Genomic DNA, 20,520 nt, shown 5'->3' with positions numbered 1-20,520 from the left:
GTTTATAGCTCGTGGTTTGCGAAATGCGCGGTCACGGAAGCAAACCCGAGCGCGACAAGAAGGTCCGCGCACTCGCCGCGCCGGCGAAGGTACCGCTGTCGAGCAGCAATCCGGTACTCGGATTGGCGTACTGCACAGCGGCCGACGGACTGACCGCAGCGAACACCGAGCCATCGGTCACCACCGTCGCGCCTGCCGCCCGCCACTGGCCGACGGTCTCGTTCAATGTTGTCCGCGGCACCAACCGAGCGTGGAAGATCAGATCCCGCTTCGCTGTGATCGCGCCGTTCAGCAACGGGTCGCCCGCACCGATGACACAACGCTCGACGACCGCCCCCGAACCAGCCATCGGCTGACAGGACGCCGCGGTACGCAGTGGAGCGGGCAGCGCCGTCGTCACCGAACCCAGCGGGACTCCCGTAGGTGGCGATATCGAGAACGAGCACGACTTGACGAGGAAGAAGCCGACCACGGCCATCACCGCGAGCACGGCGGCGACGGCCTGCCACTGCCAGCGCGGATGTGGTTCGTGGACCGCACGTTCGACCGCCGCGGCCTCCTTACCCACCACGGCGGCGTCGTCACGGACCACCTCGCCGAATTTGCGCAGCGCCGTGCCGAGCATGGCCCCGGAAGTGGCCTCATGCGCGACCGTCGGTGCGGGTTCCGGCTTCGCCGGCGCAGCGGTCGCCGTCAATGGGGCACCGCAGTTCGGGCACGTGGCCTCCCCACCGGTGGCGCGGTACGAGCAGTACTGACAGATCAGCGAGGACACGATGGCACACTCACCGCCCGGTGATCACGACGGAGGAGATGGCGGTGGTGTTGACAGAACTGGAGCCGTTGGATTCGAGCACGGTCAGCACGATCTCCGACGCCTGCAGCGGAGGGTCGATCCTGGTCTCCACCAGAGTGCGCTGATCGAGGGTCTCCTGGGTGTAGACGGTGGCGGCCTCGTCGTCGAATTGGTAGGACACCCGGCTGACCGTGCGATATTTCGCCCACTGATCGACGCCGTCGGTCCCCACATGGTCCCAGCCCGGAACGATCGCGATCGATTCGATCTCGTAGGTCTTGCCCAGATCGATCCGCATGATCTGACCGTCGACCCGATAGGAGCGCGCGCACGACCAGGCCTTGCCCGGTTCGCCGGAGAAGGCGTCCATCGCATCGGTTCCGCCCGGTGGACACTGCGACACCGCCGAGCGCACCTCGATGACGCCGCCCGGGGCGGGACCGGTGGGCGCGGGCTCGGGCGCGGTGGTGGCGGGCTGAGTGAGGACCTGCGGCTGGCTCGGCTGTTCTTCCCCGCCGCTGACCACCAGCATCAACACCAGCAAGACCGCGAGCCCGGCGGCCACAGCGAGAGCCACCTTGGGCTTGCGCAGCTGCGTCACGAGGTCACGGGCGAACTGATCCGCTCCGCCACGGCGGCCCGCCGTCGCGGAGGGGCGTTCGGCGGCAGCAGGAGCCTCAGAGCGTGACGAATTCTCGCTATCGGCCGATTCGCGCAATCGCGACGCTGGCACGCCGGCATATTCCGACCCCAGCCCCGAGTGCGAGCCGGTGTCCGATGACTGGCCGTTCAGTAGCGCGTTGATTCGATCGCTCGCGCTGGAGTCACCTCCGCGTCGACGCGGCCCGGACCGGTCGGCAGCGGCTTCTGCCGCCGACGCGGCAACCGCCGCCATGACAGCGGGGTCGGGTGTGTTACCGGTTGCCGCGGCGGCAGATGCCGGACGATCCGCGACCATTCCGCCGCCGGATGACCCGAGCGCGGGATCGGCCAGCAGGGCATCCAGCACCGCGCCGCGGTTTCGAAGGAAGACATCTCCCGGATCCTCGGCGGGCATGCTCGGATGGTATCCGGGTCCGAGGTCCCCGCGAGCCGGTGCTATTCCCGGCACCGAGAACAGCTGACGACGGCCGGGCTACTTGTCCGCGGTGACGAAATACTCAGGCGGAACGTCGAATACGCGTGCCAGCGCGATGATCAGATCGAGCCTCGGTATGGCCTGTCCATGGATGAGCCGGTACAGCCCCGACTGGGACACCGGTACATCCGGATAGGCCAGCTCGAGGTGCTGCGCGAGCGAGTACAACGTCAGCGACCGCGTGGATCCGTCGTCGGTGGAGACCACCGACTCGGCGATCAGTTCCGACAATTTGCTGGAGAATATCGCCGCCGCGGACTGCCTCGGAGTGAGTTCGTCCGCGTCGTTCGACTGAGGGGAGGATTCGACATCCGACCGGGAGTCCGCTGCCACGATCTGCGACCCTACCTTCTCCGCGGATCAACCGACACGACGACCACCTGGTGGGGCGAGCAACGCCACCTCGGAGCCTGCCGGTGGCGCCGCCTGAGGCGGCACGTCCGTGGCATCGAGGTAGCGAGTTTCGCCCCGCGGCTCGATCAGATCGACCCGCACTCGACGCATCGGAATGCTGACGTCCACCGCGGTGGCACTCACCTGGTCGATCGCCAGATCCGCTGCCCGTCTGCGCGGCACACCGGGATCGGAGATGGTGACCGTGGTCTGGGCCGCGGACGCATGTGCGGGCACCTGATCGAATACCGCGATGGTGGCGGTAGACGTCGGGCCGGAGCCGTTGTCGTCCTCGGCCAGTCGAAGCGTCGATGGATCGCCGACGGCCGAGATGAGCTGGCGCCACCGCTGCGGTCTGGCCGTGTGAATCTCCACCTCGGCGCCGACCACCGTCGCGCGCAGCAGGATCTGCTGGGCCACCGGCAGCTGCGCCCGAACGTCGATCGACCGCCTGCGCGGGTTGTAGCGCGCGGGGTCGAACAACGGCAGGGCGAGGGTGTGCCGTGGCTGGCCGCTGACCGCGCCGAGGATCTGCCCGTTGGGTCCGATGGCGATCGGAAGGTCCCACAGCTGGTCGATCGTCGCGACATCGCTGCCGGTTTCCTCGGCGGGCAATGCGTCCATCGGCAGCTCCGTCGGCAGCGAGGCCAGTAGCGCGCTCGCCTGGCGGCCGGAGATCAGCCGCAGATAGTCCGGGAGGTCCTTCCGGTCGACGGGTGGACCGATGAAACGGACCAGTGCGCGGGGACCGCTGTCAGCGGTGAGGCCGACCACGAGCGTTGTCCGTCCGCTGTTCCAGGACCAACAGTCGTCGAGCCCGGCGCCGTCGAGCCGGGTCCAGTCGATCTGGAAGCTGGTGACGCAGCGCCCGGGCGCCGAGGATTCCATCGTGCTCCACGTTTCGCGCAGATCCGAGAGTTCGACGCCCGCGTGCAGCAGCCGAGTGGCATCGCGCAGGGCCACGGCGGGGAGCGCATGTGCTTGAATCCCGCGTTCACGCAGGCGCCCCGCGATCCGCAGCGCGGCCGCGGCCAGCGCTTTCGGCGCCACCACCGCGCACGGCCCGCGCCGCGCCAGCACATCGAGGTTGCGTTGCTGATCCAGCCGCACCACCAACCAGGTCAGCCGGTCACCCACCACCGCGTGCGTTCCGATCAGCTGGTCGTAGAGCATGCTGTAGCTGCCGGTTGGCCGCACCCGCTGTCCGGTGGTGACGATGTCGATGTCGACGGCGACGCCGTAATGGTCGAGCATCGAGACCAACGCGTCGACCGGGACGGTGTCTTCGGTGTAGATGGTCTTGTCCGCGATCACTGTCGGCAGGTCCAGATCGGGTGCGAGCTGGATCATCGCGATCAACGTTGTCTCAGAGGCCCGGATGCCGCAGATGCCGCTGGGGGTCTGCACGTCCTGCAATTGCGCCACCGTGACGAGTTCGGCCGCCCGCCGTGCGCGGCCGAACCGGTACTCCACCCAGTCCAGCAACCACCGCACCGAGGTGCGGCCGTTGACGCGGACGGTGACAGTCACCAACAGGACGGTGACCACGCTCGCTCCGACCCACCACGGCGTCCGCGCAGAGAGCGCAACCAGGCCGGGGCTGCCGCCGATGGCGAGCACCGCGAACGGAACGCGTTCGGCGCCGCCGACGCGAACACTGGGAAATCTCAACGCCGCCTCCGGGTCGCGTTGCCTGCGTATGTGGCTGCGGCTCCGAGGAGCACAGCGACCACAACGACGATCGTCGCTGTCACCGCCGGACGTGCATCGTCGGCGCGGGGCGGATCAGGCATCCGCAACGGCCCTGCCTGGAACAGACCGGCAGGTGGTTGCGGCGGGGTGCGGTAGGACAGCGCCGCCACCGGATCGATCATTCCGGCACCGACGGCATTATCGATCCCGCGTGCCGGTTCGTGGGCAGCTGCTTGTAACCGAGCGATGATCTCCGCGGGAGTCTCGTTCGGGAATCGTGAACGCAACAGCGCCGCGACGCCGCTGACGTAAGCGGCCGCGAACGACGCACCGGCCACCGGCACCAGTTTCCCTGGATCTCCGACACCGTTGATCAGGCCGGTCCCACCCGGACCGACCGACTCGATGCCGGTGCCCGGCGCGGACACTGATATCCACGGGCCGGTCAACGAATCCGGCATCGGTGTCCCGGTCGCGGTACTGAAGCCGACGGTCAGCACCGTCGGGCTGTACCAGCCCGGCGTCGAGATGGTCTGCACGCCGGACCAATTCCGTTCGTCGGCGGGATTGCCCGGATCCATACCCGGGTTCTGCTGGCAGCCGTTGCCGCCTGCGTTCCCCGCGCCTGCCACGATCAACGAGCCGCGAACCTGGGTGGCGTATCCGACGGCCGCCGCGAGTACCGCGTGGTCGACCGGTGCGTCGACGGGAACGCAGATCGGCAGTGACACGGTGATCACACCCGCGCCCAGATTCGCGGCTCGCACGATGGCGCGCGCCAGTGCGCGGACCTCGATGGCCAGTTGCTGCTGCCCCGGACCGGCGTTACTTGGCAACTCGGGGCGGAACGCACCCGAACGGTAGCGAATGGAGAGGATCTTGGCTTCCGGCGCCACACCGACGAAGGCGTCGGCGGGATCAGCCGCAGCGCCGATGATGCCCGCGATCAGGGTGCCGTGCGCGTCACAATCGGACAGGCCGTCGCCACCGGCGGTCACGTAGTCGCCACCGCCGACCACCGTTGGCAGCCGCGGGTTCGGTTGTACCCCGGTATCGATCACGGCCACGGTCACCCCGGTGCCGCGGCTCAACGCGCGTGCGGCCGACAGGTCCAATGCCAGATCCGGTGGCGGCACCTGGGACAGATCACTGTCGGGTAGCACACCGGTCGCCAGGCAGGCCTTGTCCTGTTTGGTCGGGAATTCGGGCCCGGGCGGTTCGTCCGGTGGCGGCGGCCCGACGACCGCCTCCGGCGGTTGCACGGCTGCGGCGGGGCCTGCCGCGATCGCGAGCATGAGCCCGGCCAGCCCCGCAACGGCGAGGCGTCCAAGTCCCATCAGATCCCCCGCATAGCGGTGTAGATACCCATGATCCAGAAGGCGATGATCGGCACGACCAGGATGTGGGCGTACTCGATGAGGTCGATGACGCGTCGCGTCGGAGGCGACAGCCGCTTGCCCGGCAATCGCACCGCGGCAACACATCCGGCCATCGCGGCCACCGCGATCACCGCGACAACGACCAGCCGCGCAGGCGCGGTCTGATACGCGCCGACCAGTACCCAGCCGACACCGATCACGGTGACCGCCGCCGCCGACACCAGCGCGATCGCCTGGACCAGATCGGGATACCACCGTGACCGCATCACCAGCAACACCGCCACCGCGCCGGCCATGATGATCTCGCGGATCCCGCCCGGGCTGACCGCAGCGGTGATCACCGAGCCGACCGCGAGCACGGTCGAGATCGCGGCGATGAGCCCACGCAGGCTGGTGACCGCGAGCCGTGCCCTGCTTTCGATCCCTCGGTCCGCCTGGTCGGCGCGCTCGGAGTCCTCGGCCTGGTCCTGTTCACCGTCGCCACCGGATTCGGCGTCGAAGATCCCGGTCAGCGTCGACGGCGCGACCTCGTTACCCGGGTCGGGCAGGTCCGGTGGCCGGATCCGCGCGATCACCACGGCCAGCCGCGGCGCCAACGTCAGCAGGATGAGGCCGACGAACACCGCCCCACTCGACACCTGACGCATGTGCAGATCGGAGTAAGTCATCGGCAAGGCGGCCGCGGTGAGCGATATGCCGAGCACGGTCACCGCCATCAAGGTGGCGATACCGAGCCCGGTCAGCCGGATCATGGCGGCCGCGGCGACGGCTGCCACCACCGCCCCTGCGGCGACATTGGCCGCGGAGAACGGGCCGGGCTCACCATAGGCAGGCGGGACCAGCATTGCGGCACCGGCGAACAGCAGGGGCAGCGCGGCCAGCGACAAGCCGAGACAGATCCGTGCCGCGCCTTCGCCGCCGCGCGAGCGCACCGCGGCACCCAAACAGATCATGCCGAGCAACAGCGCAGGCAGTGCGCACCACCACACAGACCCGGTCCGGGTCCACGACCACGACAGCAGCGCCGCGACCGCTGTGGCCCCAGCGCCGAGCACGGCCAGCCCGACCACCGCGGCGGCGCGCGCGTCGAACTCCGCGAACTCGCGCTCGTTGATCAAGGCCAACGCGTCGGTGATGTCCTCGACGACCGGGGTGAACACCTCGGCCGATTCGACCACCGACAACATCAGCACCGCGCCGTCGACGACATCGTGGTCGGCCAGGGTGCGCCAGCGCGGCATCGCCGGCTCGCCCGGGCGCCCAAGGCTCCACTGCCCGGTCGACGGGGTGAAGTCGACCGTGTCGTCGTCGATGGCCGCGGCCAGGACGACCAGCAGATCGTCGATGAAGGTCTCGATGGTGAACTTCGTCGGGACCACCACGTCGACCTGATAGCTGGCGATCAGTACCGCGATCCGGGCCCGCGCGACTTCAGCGGGCGGTTGCGCCGCATTGGCTTGAGCCGAGTTCGACGGTGGCGCAACAACAGTGGTCATCGCCACCCTCCGTGATGGCCGGGATCCCCGGCGAGATGAGTCGGGAAGTCATCGGCCAGCGCGGCCGCCAGTTCCTCGAAAGCGAGCTTGGTCTCCTTGGCGACGAGACGCAGATCGATCTCGCCGCCTTCGGCCAGGTGCGGGTCGTAGGGCAGCGTGCAGGTGGGCCGCTGCGCCGTGGCGAAGAGGTTCTCGATTGCCTCGACGTCGACGGTCGGTTTGAGCGGCTGATGGTGCACGATGGCCACGATCGACTTGGCGATCAGCCGATCCAGGCCGTGGGTGCTGAGCCAGTTGAGGGTGGCGACCGCTCCGGTCACGCCACCGACCGTGGCCGGGGTCACCACGACGACGGCGTCACTGGTCTGCAGCACCGTCCTGGTGGCGGAGTCCAGAACTCCGGTGCCGCAGTCGACCATGAGCAGGTTGTAGTGGCGGCGCAGGATCTCCACACCGGTGCCGTACTCGTGGCCGGACAACGCCTCGTTGGCTTCGGTCGTCCACGGGGAGGCGAGTACCGCGAGGTTCGACGAGTTGATCGATGTATAGGACTGCACCGCGGAGAACGCCGACAGATTGGGGTCGCGGGCGAGCTCGCGCAGCGTGAGACCATACGGATGGCGCACGGTGCGGGTGGAGAGGTCACCGAAATCCGGGTTGGCGTCGATAGCGACAACCCGATCGGGCCGCAATGACGCGAAGGTCGAACCGAGTGTCGCCGTGGTCGTCGTACGGCCGACGCCGCCCTTCACACTCAGCATGGCGATCTGATAGGTGCTGTTGAGCTGGCGGCGGATCCGACCGCGCCGATCCTCGGTGCGCTGTTCGGCGGGTGAGAGACCGAGGTTGAACCCCACTTTGTTCAACGCGCCGCGCATGCCGCTGTTGGAACGCAGCTGGGCTTGCCTGGCCGCCGAGATGTTGGACAGCAGCTCGATCGAGGTCAACGCGACCGGAAGCACTTCCACCCGGGACTGGTCGCCTACTTCGATGCGGTCGGGCACCCATTTCGCCTGTTGGCCGCTTGCCGGATCACCGTGTGCGCCGTCCATCGGGAGGGGCTGCGCCGGAACGTGGCCCGGTTGCGCGGGCATGGCCTGCGGTGGCAGCTGTCCCGAGTACGCAGGCACAGCCGCGGAGGGCGCAGCAGGGCTCGGCGGCACATCGCTCGATGGCATCGACAGGGAACTGGTCGACGCGGATGTCGTCACCGAGGGCGCCGGGCCGGTGTCGCTACCGACCGGTTGGGGGCCGGAAGCGTTCGGCGGCGCGGCCGCAGCGCTCGGTTGGGGTGCCGAAGCGTTTGATTGTGGTGCCGAGGCACTCGATTGCGGTGGTGAAGTCTGCGGCGTCGTCGCCGGCGGTTGCGGCGCAGCGCCGCTGGAGGTACCCGCGCCGGACTCGGCAGCCGGGGTCACCGGCCTGTCCAGCTGCTGGGAGAAGTAGGCGTCATAGCCGCCACGAGCCCTTGCCGACTCTGCCGAATGACCGTTGGTGGTCGGTGCGCGGTTCATTTGTACGTCCTCTCGAAAACCTCACTTGGGACGGTCAATTGGCGCGGGAGGTATCGAACCAACTGCGACCGGGCAACAATTCGACGAGCGCCGCGACCGCAGCGTGCACCGCCGCGTCATCGCCGGGCAGATAAGTGCACCACAACTGACCGTCCATCGCGACGCTCGGCGTCACGACGATCCGGCCCGACGGTGTATCGAGCACATTGGCACTCACTTTGGGCTCCGCCGTGCCACCGTCGTGATACTCGAACATCACGATCTCGGTCCGGCGAACCACCTCGTCGAGCACCCGGCTGAGCACTCCGGCGGTCTGCCGGTGCGCGCCCAGTTCGAGCAGCACCTGGCGGCGTTCCGTCTGATCGGCGGGCACATCGTTGAGCTGCTCGACAGTGGCCGTGAGCGGTTCGAATTGCACCGCTGGCCGGGGACCGATAGCCGCCGACACCGCGGCAGCGAGGGTCTCCAGACCGTCGCCCTCATGAAACACCGACTGGATGGTCACATGATCATCGTTACGCGCCGCCAGCACATGAGCGTTGCCCTGGCGCACCAGCGACATCCGAAGCATCGCTTGCGATTCGCCGCCGAAACCGGTGTCGACCACCCGGACAGCCAGTTCGGTATCCGGCCGGTACAGACACTGCAGCCACCGCGCCACCACGGGCAATACGCGGCCGTCCTCGACGATGCCCGCCTCGGCGAGCTGGTCGAGGACGACCGCGTGAACACGTGCGTGGTCGTCTTCGTCGTAGATGTTGGGCAGCAGGGCCAGCACCAGCGGATAGGCTTCGATGCCGACCAGTGATTGCAGCACCAACGCCGCGTCGACGTTCAGATCGACGACGATCGGATCGAGATCGTCGTCCTCATCCGTCCCGGCGACCAGCGACTCCTGCGAGAAGTTGACCACGATTGTGCGGGGCTCCGTCAGAGGCCAAGAATGGCATCGTACTTGGCGGCTTCGAGCTTGTCGCGGGCGTGCGTTGTTCCACCGACACCGGTCACGTTGGCGATTGTCGTGTTCAACTGCGCGAGCGCCTGATCATATTCGTCCACCCTCCGGGTGAACTCCCTCTGGAAAACACCATTCGAGCTACCGGCCTCACCTTGGAATGCCGAGGTCACCAGGTTGACCAGCGCCGTCCGCTCGCCGGCATCGATGTCCATCTGACCCAGCAAAGCCCTCGTCGCTTTCGCGAGTTCGTCGGAGAGCATGTAATCGTTGCGCATTTGTAATTCTTCCTTTCAGAAATCGACCCAACCGGTCGGCTCAGAAGTTGTAGTCGCCCTTCGCGATCTGACCCGCGCCCTCCTGGGCTACGTTGTCCATCGCCGCGCCGTTCGCCTTCATGACGTCGGCAGCCTGCTGCAGAAAGTCGCGCAACTGTTGCCCTTTGGCAATCGCGTTGCCGAAGCTCGTCTGAATCGCGGTGCCGGTAGCCGAATTATTGACAGCTCCGCGGAACTGCTCCTTGACGTTGTCGAGCGCCGAGATATGACCGGACATGGTGTTGACATGTCCATGGAACTTGTCACCGAACGCCTGCACATCCTCCGGTGCACCGGTGTACGAGATAGCCATTCTTCATTCCTTCCAGGTATGCCTGTACTCAGCCTCGGACTGGTTCGCCGAGGACTTCCTTGTGCTGCGAAGTGGTGTCCTCGTCGTGGTATTCGATGACACCGATGGCCGGGGGTTTCTCCAGTTCGGGCACCTCCTGGGTTTCGCCTGGGGTGTAGACCGCGGCAGGCTTGCGCAACTCTTCGCGGTCGCGTCGTCTGCGGCGGGCGTTCGGTGCGATCGCGCCGCGCGGCGGCATCTTTCGCGCGGGAGGCGCACCGCCCGCAGGAGGGAGCGACGCCCCGAAAGTCGCACCGGGGGCGCGCAGCGTCCAGTTGGCCGGCATCCGGAATCCCGTGGCCACGCCGGGCATACCGCCGATACCACCGCGCGCCAGGTTGAGAGCGACCGAACTGCCCACACCACCGGTCAACCCATCAAGGGTTCTCGATCCAGGCGTCGTTCCGAAATACGACGAATCCACCGATGAAGGATCGATGGGTCCGTCGGGACCGTCGATCGGCATATCCCCCAGCGTTTCCGGACCTGCCATCGAATCGCTTGGTGGAAGTTGACCCTCGCCGGGCAGACTTTCTCCTGGTCCGCCGTTGCCGGTCGGCGGAGCCGGATCGGAAGTGCCAGGCGGACCGGAGCCGGGATCAGTTGGCCCCGTGCTGCCAGGGTCGGACGGACCCCCGCTGCCGGGATCACCCGGACGTGGGCTCGACGGTCCCGGACCATCCGGTCCCTGACCGCCGCCGGTGTCACCCGGACCGCGACCGACATCGTTTGACGTCGAACCGCCACCGCCTGGCAACAGGTTCAGCGGACCACCGCCGCCTCCGGCCCCTGGGGCCACGATATGCGGCGCCGGTTCCGCGGGCGGCAATACGACATTCGCCTCCGAAGCCGCGGCATAGGTAGCCATCGAGTGCACTGCCAACGCCGCCATCGCGGCGTATTCAGCCTCGTTGATCGCCATCGCGGCCATGCCGACCGCCGTTCCGGACGACGCTGCCAACGCAACCGCCCGCGTCCGATTCGCGGCGATCTCGGCATAGTGCGGCATCTCCGCACGAGCTGCCTCATACAAGCGAGCCTGGTTCAGGCAGCGTTCAGAGATCATGTCCGCGTGTTGAGCCGTCCGCCGAAGCCAGTCCGTGTGTCGCCGATAGGCGGCGAGTGCCTTGTTCGCCGTATCGCCTTCCCAGTTGTACGCCAGGCCAGCGGTATGACCGTCCGAGCTCGATGCTGCGATGCGCAAGGTTTCGGCGAGCGCGCGATAGGAAGTCGCCGCACCGATCATGGGAATCGATCCGGGGCCCGTGTGCAGATTGAACGACAGCCAGAACAACGGATCGGCAGCGAAGATTGGCACAAAGCCTCCTCTTCCCAGTGGCTTCCGTGTTTACAGGAAAGCCGGGCTGAGGCTGGAGACTCTGCCACCCGAGGCGATGTCGTTGGCAGTGTATTCGACCGCGACCGGCTTCAGCACCTCGCCACCATTGCGTCGCTTGAAGGCACCGTCGCCGATGATGCCGAGGAAGTCCATACCGGCGGCGTTCAAGACCGCGGCCGCGGGTCCGCTGACCACCACGTCCAGGGCTGCGGGCATTGCTTGCGTACCCGGTGCGGCGTGCACGAGAGCGGCCTCGAATGCGGCCTGATCAAAACCCATGCCGGCACTGGTCGACAGCAGGTGTTCGGACGAGACATTAAGAGGGAGCGTCATCTCATTACTCCAATCAGCGTCACGAACCGGGCTCGGCGCGAGCCGGTTCTGAAAAGAACGGTAAGTCATACCCAACAGTGGGAAGTCTCACACATCACAACCGTGGTGGTATCCACGCCGACTGGACCAGATCGCGCCGAGAAAGCATCGGCTCCATCAGGATTCCGCGGCCGGGCGGCTGCTTGGTCGGGCGGACATCGCCCAACAGCACGCCATCCTGGCGAGTGCCGTCCATGATCAAACCGGAGGAGTTCAGATTCTTGATCTGTCCGATGACATTGTCGTACAGGGCCGTATCCGCCTGAGCGATATTGCGCGCCATGATCGCGTGCAGGCCGGTGTCGCGGCCGTCGACGAGGATCTCCTTCATCGGCTCGAGCGGGTTGAGCCCGCCGCGCTGTACCACCATGTGGTAGTCGTCGACAAAGACGAACACCTCGGGCCCCGACCACCAGGACCGCTCCGCGAGCTGGCGTGTGGTCACCGAATCCGGTGGACGCCTGCCACGCATCTTCGAGATCAGCGGTGGCAGCCCTTCGATGACATCACGCTCATTCGTCAGATGTGCGATCAGCATGTCCTCGGGTACCGCACCGAGATGCCTGCGGCGATAGTCGATGAGCAGGATACGGGCCTGCGAGGCATCGAACTGCCGGGTAATCGATTCCAGTAGCGCCCCCAGCACCGACGACTTACCCGATCCGGACGAACCGAGCACCAGGAAGTGGGTCGAGACGCCGAAATCGATGGCAGCGGCGCTGAGATCGGATTCGCGCACACCGAACGGAATCACCAGGCGCTCGGCGAGATTCGTCGGCGCAGGTCGAGCCGGGATCTCTTCGAAGGAAAGCTGCGCGGGCAGCAGTTTGACCTCTGGCGCCCTTCGCCCTTGATAGCGGCGGCCGACCTCGCTGATCGCTGCGGCAAGCCCGTCGGCAGCCGAGTCCGCGTCGGCCACACCATCGATGCGCGGCAGTGCGGTGAACATGTGCAGTGCCTCGGTGGAAATGCAGCGACCGGGCCGATCGGCTGGAATAGCGGCGACGACATTGCGGTGGGTGTTGAACGTGGTGTCGGTCAGGTCGCCGAGTCGCATCTCGATCCGGGTCTGGATCATGTCCTTGACCGACGGCCGGATCGCGATCCAGCGGGAGCTGGAGACGACGAGGTGGATGCCGAAGTTCAGGCCTTGCAGGGCGATCTGCTCCATCGTCGAGCCGTACTCGTCGAAATAGGGCCCGTTGGTGGCGAAGCCGATGTCCCAGCCGTCGATCACCAGGAAGACATCGCCGTATGGGTCCCGATCCACCCACGGTGGGCGGCCACCGTAATCATTACGCATTGCGCGGAACTTGCGGATGGTGTCGATACCGAACTCGGCGAACAGGTTCTGCCTGGCCTCGAGCAGGTTGGTGATCAGCGCGATCGTGCGCCGGATCCGATCCTCGTCGCGAGCACCCGCGACGGACCCGACATGCGGCAGGCCCCGCAATGCCGCCAACGCGCCACCGGAGAAGTCCAGGCAGTAGAACTGGACCTGCTCCGGGGTGTGGGTCAGCGCGGCGGACAGAATGAAAGTCTGCAACGCGGTCGACTTACCGGACTGTGGGCCACCGACGACCGCCATATGACCGCCGGCACCGGAGAGATCGGCCGACCACACGTCCTGCCGCTGCTGGCGTGGCCGGTCGATCAATGCGACCGGTACGCGCAGCGAGCCAGGTTCCACGCCGTCGGCAAAGCGGTCGAGGGTGGGCGGAGTGTTCAACGGTGGCAGCCACATTTTGTGCGCCGGTCTGCCATGCCCGGCCAGCTGCTGCAGCACCGATTCCATCACGGTGATCTGGTCAGCGTCGGCGTTGTCCGGCTGGGCCGCCGTCGGCGCCTGCTCGACGACGGCGGGCCGTGCCTCGGATATCGGGCCGGTGGTGAACCGTTGCGGCGGCCGGTAGCCACCGCCCGGCCGCCGTGCCCGGCTGCTCGCGCTCGCGTTCGAGACCGCCGCCCGGGGCGTATACGTGTCACCGACATAGGTCGCCTGAAACCGCTGGAGATCCCCGGAACCGACCCGCAGATAGCCCGAACCCGGCTTCTTCGGAAGGTGATAGGCGTCGGCGGTGCCGATGGCGTCGCGGGAGTCGCTGGTCTGGTTGGTGCGCAATGCCACCCGATAGGACAGGTGTGCCTCGAGCTCACCCATCCGGTTTGCGGGCACCTTCTGCGACGACAACAGCAGGTGGATGCGTAGTGATCGGCCCAGACGCCCGATCGCGACGAACAGTTTCGAGAAGTCCGGGTAGTGCTCGAGCAGTTCGGCGAACTCGTCCAGGATGATGAACAGCGTCGGAAGTGGCGCCAGATCCGCGCCCTGTTCCCTGGCCCGTTCGTAGTCGGCGACATTGGCGAAGTTGCCCGCGTCGCGCAGAATCCGCTGACGGCGCACCATCTCGCCGTTGATCACGTCCTCCATACGGGTGACCAGGTCGGACTCTTCCTCCATGTTGGTGACGACGGCGGTCACATGTGAGAGCCGATCGAAACCGAGGAAGGTCGCGCCACCCTTGAAGTCCACCAACAGCAGGTTCAGCGTGTCCGGTGAATGGGTCGCCACGGCCGAAAGCACCAGCGTGCGCAGGAATTCCGACTTGCCCGAGCCGGTGGCGCCGATGCACATGCCGTGCGGGCCCATACCCTCCTCGGCCGATTCCTTGATGTCCAGGAAGACAAGCGCTCCGGCAGGATCATGCCCGAACGGGATATTGAGCCGCGCCCGGTCGCTGTCGCGCCGCATCGGCCATTGCTGGTCGACCCGGATCGCGCCGGGGTCGGCGAGCCCGACCATCTCCTCCCAGGAGGTGCCACCGCCGGCTTGTTCGGCGGCCACCGCCTCCACCACCGTGGACAGCCGGAATGGCGCCACCCGACGGGCCAGCGCGGTCATCGCCGGCAACGACATGGTGTCCGCGACACCAACGCGCCGGGCACCCCGCGGGGTCAGCTCATTGAGCGAGCGGTCGGCCTCGACGGTGAATTTCAGAGCGCGTGGCAGTGAATGCTCGGAGGATCCGAGCCGCAACCAGGTGCAGCCATCGATGCCGGAAATATCACGCTCGTTGGCTTGCCCACCGACATCGACGATCAGCAGATGATGTTTGCGGTCGAGGGCAGGCTCGCTGTTGGCGGAGAACGGTCCGCGATTGAGCCCGGCCAGCACCTTGGCCCGCAACTCGCCGACGCTGCGGTACACCATGCGGGTCGCACCGATGGCATCGGTATCGCTGGGATGCTGCGTATGCGGCAACCACTTCAGCCACGCCCACTCGGGCGCATCGGGATCGGTCAGCGCCGCGGCGACCGCCACCTGGTCCGGGCCGTGCAACACCACGGCCTCCGCCACCATCGCGCGGATCAAACCGGCCACGGCAACCGCGTCGCCGTCGAAGCCGATCTGCGGCGCGGACAGCATATTGATCGCGACCGGCATCCCGCCGACCGTCGAGTACGCCTTCGCGAACCGGGTCAGCTCGACCACACCCACCGGATCCAGATCCGAGGTGGGCGCCGCCTCCGGCACGATGACCCGGACCTGATTGGCGATCCGACCACGTCCGATCCGCACACGTAGGAACTGCGGGCTCGCGACCTGCACCTCCCACATCCGTCTACCGCCGACCAAGCGGGCGATCTCGGCGGGGCCGGGATGGGTGTAGCGCAGGTAGGTGTGCAGATCCCGCTCGGCGTCGTGCACGGTCTTACGGTTGTCGGTGATGCTGCGCAGATAGTCCTTGCGTTCCTCGTTGAGGCTCGCCGCCGAGTTTCCGCCCCCGCCACCACTGAACTGTCCGCCCATCATGCCGAGCATCGACACCATCATCATCATGGGGAAGAACAGCATCATTGGTGACATGGTCATGCCGCTGCGGAAGAGCATCACCATCATGCCGACCATCGCCGCCACCATGATGACGGGAAGGATGACCTTGAACTTGGAGGGCGGAACCGGTTTGGGGAGTTCGGTCGGTGGCTGCAATCGCAGTTCGGTCACCGCGGGGGCTTTGGGGCCGCGGACCATCCGGGCCGGACGGACGAATCGGCGAGTTGCGGTCACGACGGCGCGCCGAAACCTACGCCGGTCTTGTCGGCCGGGATTCCGTCATGCACGATGCGGGCGTCGGCCTGCGACAGGGTCGGACCGACCGCGAACAACGACACAATGCTCCATGGGGCTGGTACGGGACTACGTAATGCCAGTGCGGCCAATACCTGTCTAGCGTCGGGGCTGCCTGCCTCACCGACATCGATGCCGTAGCGCACGCCGCTGTCGGAAATCCAGAACAGCGATTCGCGCAACGGTGAAGTGCGGTCGGACCCGGTGATCTGAACGAAGCGGCCGGTCGTGCGGGGAAGGTAGGCGGAGTCGGCGGTACTGCCCTGCGACGTCTGCGCCGTCACCAGTGAGACGGTGCGTCGCTGTTCCTCTGTGGTCAACGGCAGCCGGTCCCCCGCAAGCAGTTCGGTGGACGCGGCCGTGTCGCCGTCGGCCTTCGACCAGTGGTAGCAGGTGACGCCGAACCGTTCCGGCTCCACGATCTGCACAGGACCCGCCGGGTAGGTCGCGGTCCCCGGCCACGCACCCGGCCGGAGATTGGCCGCGATGACATCAGGCCCGACAGTCCGCCGTGAGATGGCGCCCTGGGAGTCGGCATTGCGAATCATCGCCGCCAACACCTCGCTCACCCGCACGACACCGGACTGCGACACCACGTAGGTCGCGCCTTCCTCCTCGGCAGCAGACGCCGTCAGCACCGATCCCACCGGCACGGTCAGGCCGGTGGACAGGGTGGCCATGTCGCCGGCACCGGGGATCTGCGGCACTCGAAGTGGCGGAACTTCGGGGATGGCATCGATGAGCCCCTTGGACGCGGCGACCACCGTTGCGGTCGGATCGATGCCCAAGGCGAGCACCACCGCCGAATCGGCCAGGTCGATGGCCGCACGCACATAGCCCTGCTCCGGATCGGAGTAGATCAACCAGGTAGTGGACTCGTCACGCAGCAACCTCGCCTCGGCTCCGGTCAACGAACGAGTGCTCTGCCCATCGACTTCGAGCGGCCCGCCGATGGCGGTGGTCCGCGGCGCGGACAAGGTAACGGTCGGAAGCCCGGTCTTCGGGTTGACCGGCGAGGCGGCACCGGTGTGCGTGGTGTCGCACACCGTCCACGACGAATCCTTCTCGCCGGAGTCGATGATATTGCCGGGAGCTCCGGGAATGCCGACCCACGGGCCGCGCGGGAATTTCGACAACTCACCGTTGGATACCCGCACCGGCGTTTCGGCAGACCCGATGACCAACCGTGCCGAGGTCAGATTCAGCGCCGGATGCAACCGATCACCGATCCGCACATACAGCGCACCGGTGTCCTTGTCCGCGACGATCTTCGAATCACCCACCGACTTCGCCGGTTTGAAGAACGCCATGACGGCAGCGCCGACGACACCGATACATGCCAGTGCGACGCCGATGGTCAGCGCGGTGGAGCGTCCACGTTGCGGATCATCGATCATCGAAGCGTCCCGGCGGACCAGAGCATGCTCGATCCGGTGCAGCAGAAAACGCCAGCCCGATATCTGGTGTTTGGTCACCACCCGGAAGCGTGCCATCAGATCACCTGGTCGGCGCCAGACCCGCCAGCGCGGCGGTGACGTCGAACGCGTCGACGGTCATCAGTTCCTCGTCGGTCATCGTCGAGATATCCATATTGTCGCGAGTGAACCGGTAATCACGTTCGGCTTCCGCGGCTTCCACGACGTTGCGGATGAAACGGCCGTTGCCCGCGAGGTCGATGAGTTTCCTGCCGTTGCGGGTTTCTTCGGTCAGCCGCACGCAACGATCCCGCAGCACCTCCATCGCCTGTTCGGACAGGATCGAGTCCTTCTTCTTCGCGATGTGTTCGGCGATCTGCGTCAGCTCGTCGGCACCATAGCTGGAGAAGCGGATGCGTTTGGTGAAGCGGGAGGCCAAACCATCATTGGAGGCCAGGAAGCGATCGATCTCTTCCTCGTATCCAGCGATCACCACAACGAGCTTGTCGCGGTCGTTCTCCATGCGCGCCAGCAACGTGTCGACGGCCTCCTTACCGAAAGCGTCACCGCCGGACAGGCCTTCCTGGATCAGGGTGTAGGCCTCGTCGATGAACAGCACTCCGCCCAGTGCCGAATCGATGAGCGCATTGGTCTTCGGTGCGGTATGACCGAGGTGGGTGCCGACCATATCGTTGCGCGACACCTCGATCACCTCGGCGTTCTGCACGACACCCAGACCGGCGAAGATCTTGGCGATCACGCGCGCGATGGTGGTTTTGCCGGTTCCGGGCGGGCCGGAGAAGATCAGGTGCTGTGACTTGGACTCGACGGCGAGACCACGTTTGGCCCGCACCTGGTCCATCAGCACACCTGATTTGAGACGGTCCACCTGCTCCTTGACCGAATCCATGCCGATCTGTGCGTCCAGCATGTCCGAGGCCTCGGTCAGCAGGGTTTCCCGCTCGGCCTTGGCCGCGGTCGCCGCGGCCGCCACCGGATCGTCACCGGAGCGCGGATCCCACGGGTCGCTACGCGAGGCGATCAGCGCGGGTGTGGTGATGGGTAGCCGGTAGGACTTGTCCCGGACCGCCAGCTGCCATTCCTCGCGCTCGGACCACAGACCCGAACCCTGCAAGCCACCGAGTACCTTGTCCGCGGCCTCGGTATCGCCGTTATGACGCATGAGCATGCCGAGCAGGAAATGCGCGTCCGCCCAGATGTAGGACAGATTGCCCCCGGCACTGTCCTCGACGATCCGCTGTGCGCGCGGCATGGCCTCGCCGAGTCGGCCGAGGTGCGCGAGCGCCTTGGCCGTCATCAGTTCGGCTGCGATATCGAGCAATCCGTCCTCGAGAGCGGGCTGCGCGGTGCGCGCCGCGACCACCTCGGTCCATTGCTCGGTCCGGTAGAGCAGCGACATGCGAACGAACCCGGCCACTTCATCGCCGGGCACCTCGTCGAGGATCGCCGCCGCCTCACGCCACTCGCCACCGTCGGCGTAGAAACACGCCTGTGCTATGGCGATCTGGCCGCGGTCGGCCATCGCCACCCGCAGCCCGTACATGCCGACCTCGACCTGGCACCACAGCGCGCGGTCGGCGAGGCCGGCCCGCTGCTGATCCCGATACAGGTTGTGCGCGGAGCGATACGCCCCGTAGATCACCTCGGAGGTGACCTCACCGGCCATGGCCCGGCCGAGCCAGGCATCGCACATGTCCGGATCGAGATCGGTCGCCGTGGTGAAGGCAGCGGCCGCGTGTTGTTCGTTGCGCACCCCCCCGGCGACCAGTCCCAAACTCTGTACACCCGTGTAGAACGCGTCCTCGGCCGCTGACACTCGGACTTCCCTTCCGCCGACATCGCCTTCCTTGGAGGTTAGCGATCGGAAGCCTCGACCAAGCCCACCGCAATCCCCAAACTTGGGAATACTGACGGATCGATCACATCACTCGCACTACCACCACATCGCTGTCCATCTGCGAGAAAGTGACCGTCTGCCCGAACGTGGGTGCTTCGATCACCATGCCGTGACCGGCCGCGAGCTGAACATGTTCCGGCCCTCTGCCACTGAACGAGGACATGGGGAATATCAGGTCGCCGGGTCGCACGTCGGAGGGATGCACGCGAACGCCGCTATTGATCTGGTCATAGGTCGTTCGCGGCAACTGAACCTCACCATTGGTGGCTTGGGCCACCGCGTACTGCGTCAATCCGGAACAGTCGAAGCCGCCGCCCGTCGGACCGCCCGAACCTCCTCCGCCCCAGACATAGGGCGCACCCAACCAGTTGCTCGCCGCGCTCACGGCCCGTCCGCCCGCAGTGCCATCCGATGGCACGGGTTTGCCGATAGGGCGAAGGCCGTTTCGCCCGCCTCGCTGCGCCCGGCCCCCGCCGCGGCTGGCCCGTAGCGCTCGGCCGCCGCCGCGCCCGCGCCTGCCGACCATCCGCCGCACGCGCCGCTGGGGCACCTGAGGTGGCACGATCTGTGCGGCCTGCCGTCGTGCCGAATCGAGATCGTTGTTGACCTGCTTGGTGGCGTTGGAGATCGCGGTGTTCGCGGAGTCGAGCAGCGCAGGTCCGGCGAAGCGCGCGTCGCCGATGCTACTGAGCGCCCGTGCACGCGCCTGGAATTCGGCGATCTGGGTGTCGAGCGACTTGCGGCCTGCCACCGTGCCGTCGCCGGTAGACGCGGTGGCTTTACCGACGAAACCATCTTTGCCGGCCTGCGCTTCGACCGCCGAGGTATGTCGGCCGCGCGCCTCGGCCAGCCGCGCCATCATCTGGCCGCCTCGCCCTTCGTTGTCGGCGGCAACTGCCTGCGCGGCGGCCGCGGCCGCACTGGCCGTCGGCTGACCTGCGCCATACAGGCCCATCATGGACCGCAGGACACCATCGACGTCCGTTGTCAGTGCCGGCGCCATCCGACCGATCCACTCTCGCGCATCATCGACCGCCTCTCTGATCCACCCGTCATTGTCCCGACCGCCCGGCACACCATCTTCCCAACCCTGGGACGCGGTAGGCGTTGACATCCTTCCCAGCATCGGGAAGGCAAGACAATGGGTGACGGATAAATGGGAGGCGGTGTCGATAGGATGGCGACAGGTTTGGCGGACACCGAAGTCGAACAAGAGCGAGAGGCAACAGCCGCGAGCCCAGTGAGGGCGGCTGTAGTAGACGCAGGCGCTCAGGATACCGCGCAGGCGCAAGCTGAACCCACGAACATTGATGCC

General features: G+C 66.7%; 17 protein-coding genes. 1 reads left to right on the top strand and 16 read right to left on the bottom strand.

Translation table 11 applies throughout. The features are described 5' to 3' along the window. Nucleotides 1–31 precede the first annotated feature (31 nt). The 7 genes from GV792_RS13760 to GV792_RS13730 all read right to left on the bottom strand — a co-directional run bounded on the left by GV792_RS13760 (nt 32) and on the right by GV792_RS13730 (nt 7,946). Nucleotides 32–775, bottom strand: a complete 744-nt coding sequence (locus GV792_RS13760; protein WP_163824481.1) for a hypothetical protein — start codon at nt 773–775, stop codon at nt 32–34. Nucleotides 776–785: 10 nt separating this feature from the next. Beyond that, nucleotides 786–1,853: a discoidin domain-containing protein gene (locus tag GV792_RS13755; RefSeq protein ID WP_163824480.1), complete on the bottom strand. Its 1,068-nt coding sequence runs from the start codon at nt 1,851–1,853 to the stop codon at nt 786–788. Nucleotides 1,854–1,931: 78 nt separating this feature from the next. Further along, a complete protein-coding gene (locus GV792_RS30230) occupies nt 1,932–2,267 on the bottom strand; it encodes a helix-turn-helix domain-containing protein (RefSeq protein ID WP_309138464.1) in 336 nt (111 codons plus the stop codon). A gap of 27 nt (nt 2,268–2,294) precedes the next feature. Beyond that, the gene (gene eccE / locus GV792_RS13745) at nt 2,295–3,998 is read right to left on the bottom strand and encodes a type VII secretion protein EccE (protein ID WP_163824479.1); all 1,704 of its coding nucleotides are present in this window, start codon (nt 3,996–3,998) and stop codon (nt 2,295–2,297) included. Further along, the gene (gene mycP / locus GV792_RS13740; RefSeq protein WP_163824478.1) at nt 3,995–5,356 is read right to left on the bottom strand and encodes a type VII secretion-associated serine protease mycosin; all 1,362 of its coding nucleotides are present in this window, start codon (nt 5,354–5,356) and stop codon (nt 3,995–3,997) included. Before mycP ends, eccE begins: the two co-directional genes overlap by 4 nt. After that, nucleotides 5,356–6,894, bottom strand: coding sequence for a type VII secretion integral membrane protein EccD (gene eccD / locus GV792_RS13735; protein WP_163824477.1), 1,539 nt, complete (start codon nt 6,892–6,894; stop codon nt 5,356–5,358). Before eccD ends, mycP begins: the two co-directional genes overlap by 1 nt. Beyond that, nucleotides 6,891–7,946 carry a MinD/ParA family ATP-binding protein gene (locus GV792_RS13730; protein WP_256668180.1) on the bottom strand — a complete coding sequence of 352 codons (1,056 nt, stop codon included), beginning with the start codon at nt 7,944–7,946 and terminating at the stop codon, nt 6,891–6,893. The genes eccD and GV792_RS13730 overlap by 4 nt, the downstream gene beginning before the upstream one ends. A gap of 40 nt (nt 7,947–7,986) precedes the next feature. Between GV792_RS13730 and GV792_RS13725 the strand changes: the two genes are divergently transcribed. Next, complete coding sequence (locus GV792_RS13725; protein ID WP_163824475.1) at nt 7,987–8,340, top strand: hypothetical protein; 354 nt, start codon at nt 7,987–7,989, stop codon at nt 8,338–8,340. A 102-nt stretch (nt 8,341–8,442) separates the two neighbouring features. Here the strand turns inward: GV792_RS13725 and GV792_RS13720 are convergent, their stop codons facing one another. From GV792_RS13720 to GV792_RS13680, 9 genes are all read right to left on the bottom strand, one after another. Next, the gene (locus GV792_RS13720) at nt 8,443–9,321 is read right to left on the bottom strand and encodes an ESX secretion-associated protein EspG (RefSeq protein ID WP_163824474.1); all 879 of its coding nucleotides are present in this window, start codon (nt 9,319–9,321) and stop codon (nt 8,443–8,445) included. Between the two features lie 17 nt (nt 9,322–9,338). After that, nucleotides 9,339–9,641, bottom strand: coding sequence for a hypothetical protein (locus tag GV792_RS13715; RefSeq protein WP_163824473.1), 303 nt, complete (start codon nt 9,639–9,641; stop codon nt 9,339–9,341). 40 nt (nt 9,642–9,681) lie between these two features. After that, entirely contained in the window at nt 9,682–9,993 is a 312-nt protein-coding gene (locus GV792_RS13710) for a hypothetical protein (protein ID WP_163824472.1), read from the bottom strand. A 28-nt stretch (nt 9,994–10,021) separates the two neighbouring features. Further along, nucleotides 10,022–11,350: a PPE family protein gene (locus GV792_RS13705; protein ID WP_163824471.1), complete on the bottom strand. Its 1,329-nt coding sequence runs from the start codon at nt 11,348–11,350 to the stop codon at nt 10,022–10,024. A 30-nt stretch (nt 11,351–11,380) separates the two neighbouring features. Then, a complete protein-coding gene (locus tag GV792_RS13700) occupies nt 11,381–11,704 on the bottom strand; it encodes a PE domain-containing protein (RefSeq protein ID WP_163824470.1) in 324 nt (107 codons plus the stop codon). A 94-nt stretch (nt 11,705–11,798) separates the two neighbouring features. Next, nucleotides 11,799–15,812: a type VII secretion protein EccCa gene (gene eccCa, locus GV792_RS13695; RefSeq protein WP_163824469.1), complete on the bottom strand. Its 4,014-nt coding sequence runs from the start codon at nt 15,810–15,812 to the stop codon at nt 11,799–11,801. Further along, the gene (gene eccB / locus GV792_RS13690; protein WP_163824468.1) at nt 15,809–17,365 is read right to left on the bottom strand and encodes a type VII secretion protein EccB; all 1,557 of its coding nucleotides are present in this window, start codon (nt 17,363–17,365) and stop codon (nt 15,809–15,811) included. Before eccB ends, eccCa begins: the two co-directional genes overlap by 4 nt. A 4-nt stretch (nt 17,366–17,369) precedes the next feature. Continuing rightward, nucleotides 17,370–19,124, bottom strand: a complete 1,755-nt coding sequence (gene eccA / locus GV792_RS13685) for a type VII secretion AAA-ATPase EccA (RefSeq protein WP_163824467.1) — start codon at nt 19,122–19,124, stop codon at nt 17,370–17,372. 103 nt (nt 19,125–19,227) lie between these two features. Next, complete coding sequence (locus GV792_RS13680; protein WP_256673815.1) at nt 19,228–20,418, bottom strand: C40 family peptidase; 1,191 nt, start codon at nt 20,416–20,418, stop codon at nt 19,228–19,230. Between the last annotated feature and the right edge of the window lie 102 nt (nt 20,419–20,520).

The sequence above is a fragment of the Nocardia cyriacigeorgica genome, assembly GCF_010868145.1.
Classification (GTDB): domain Bacteria; phylum Actinomycetota; class Actinomycetes; order Mycobacteriales; family Mycobacteriaceae; genus Nocardia; species Nocardia cyriacigeorgica_D.
The sequence above is the reverse complement of the archived record's forward strand: the minus strand, read 5'-3'. Positions and strand labels throughout refer to the sequence as shown.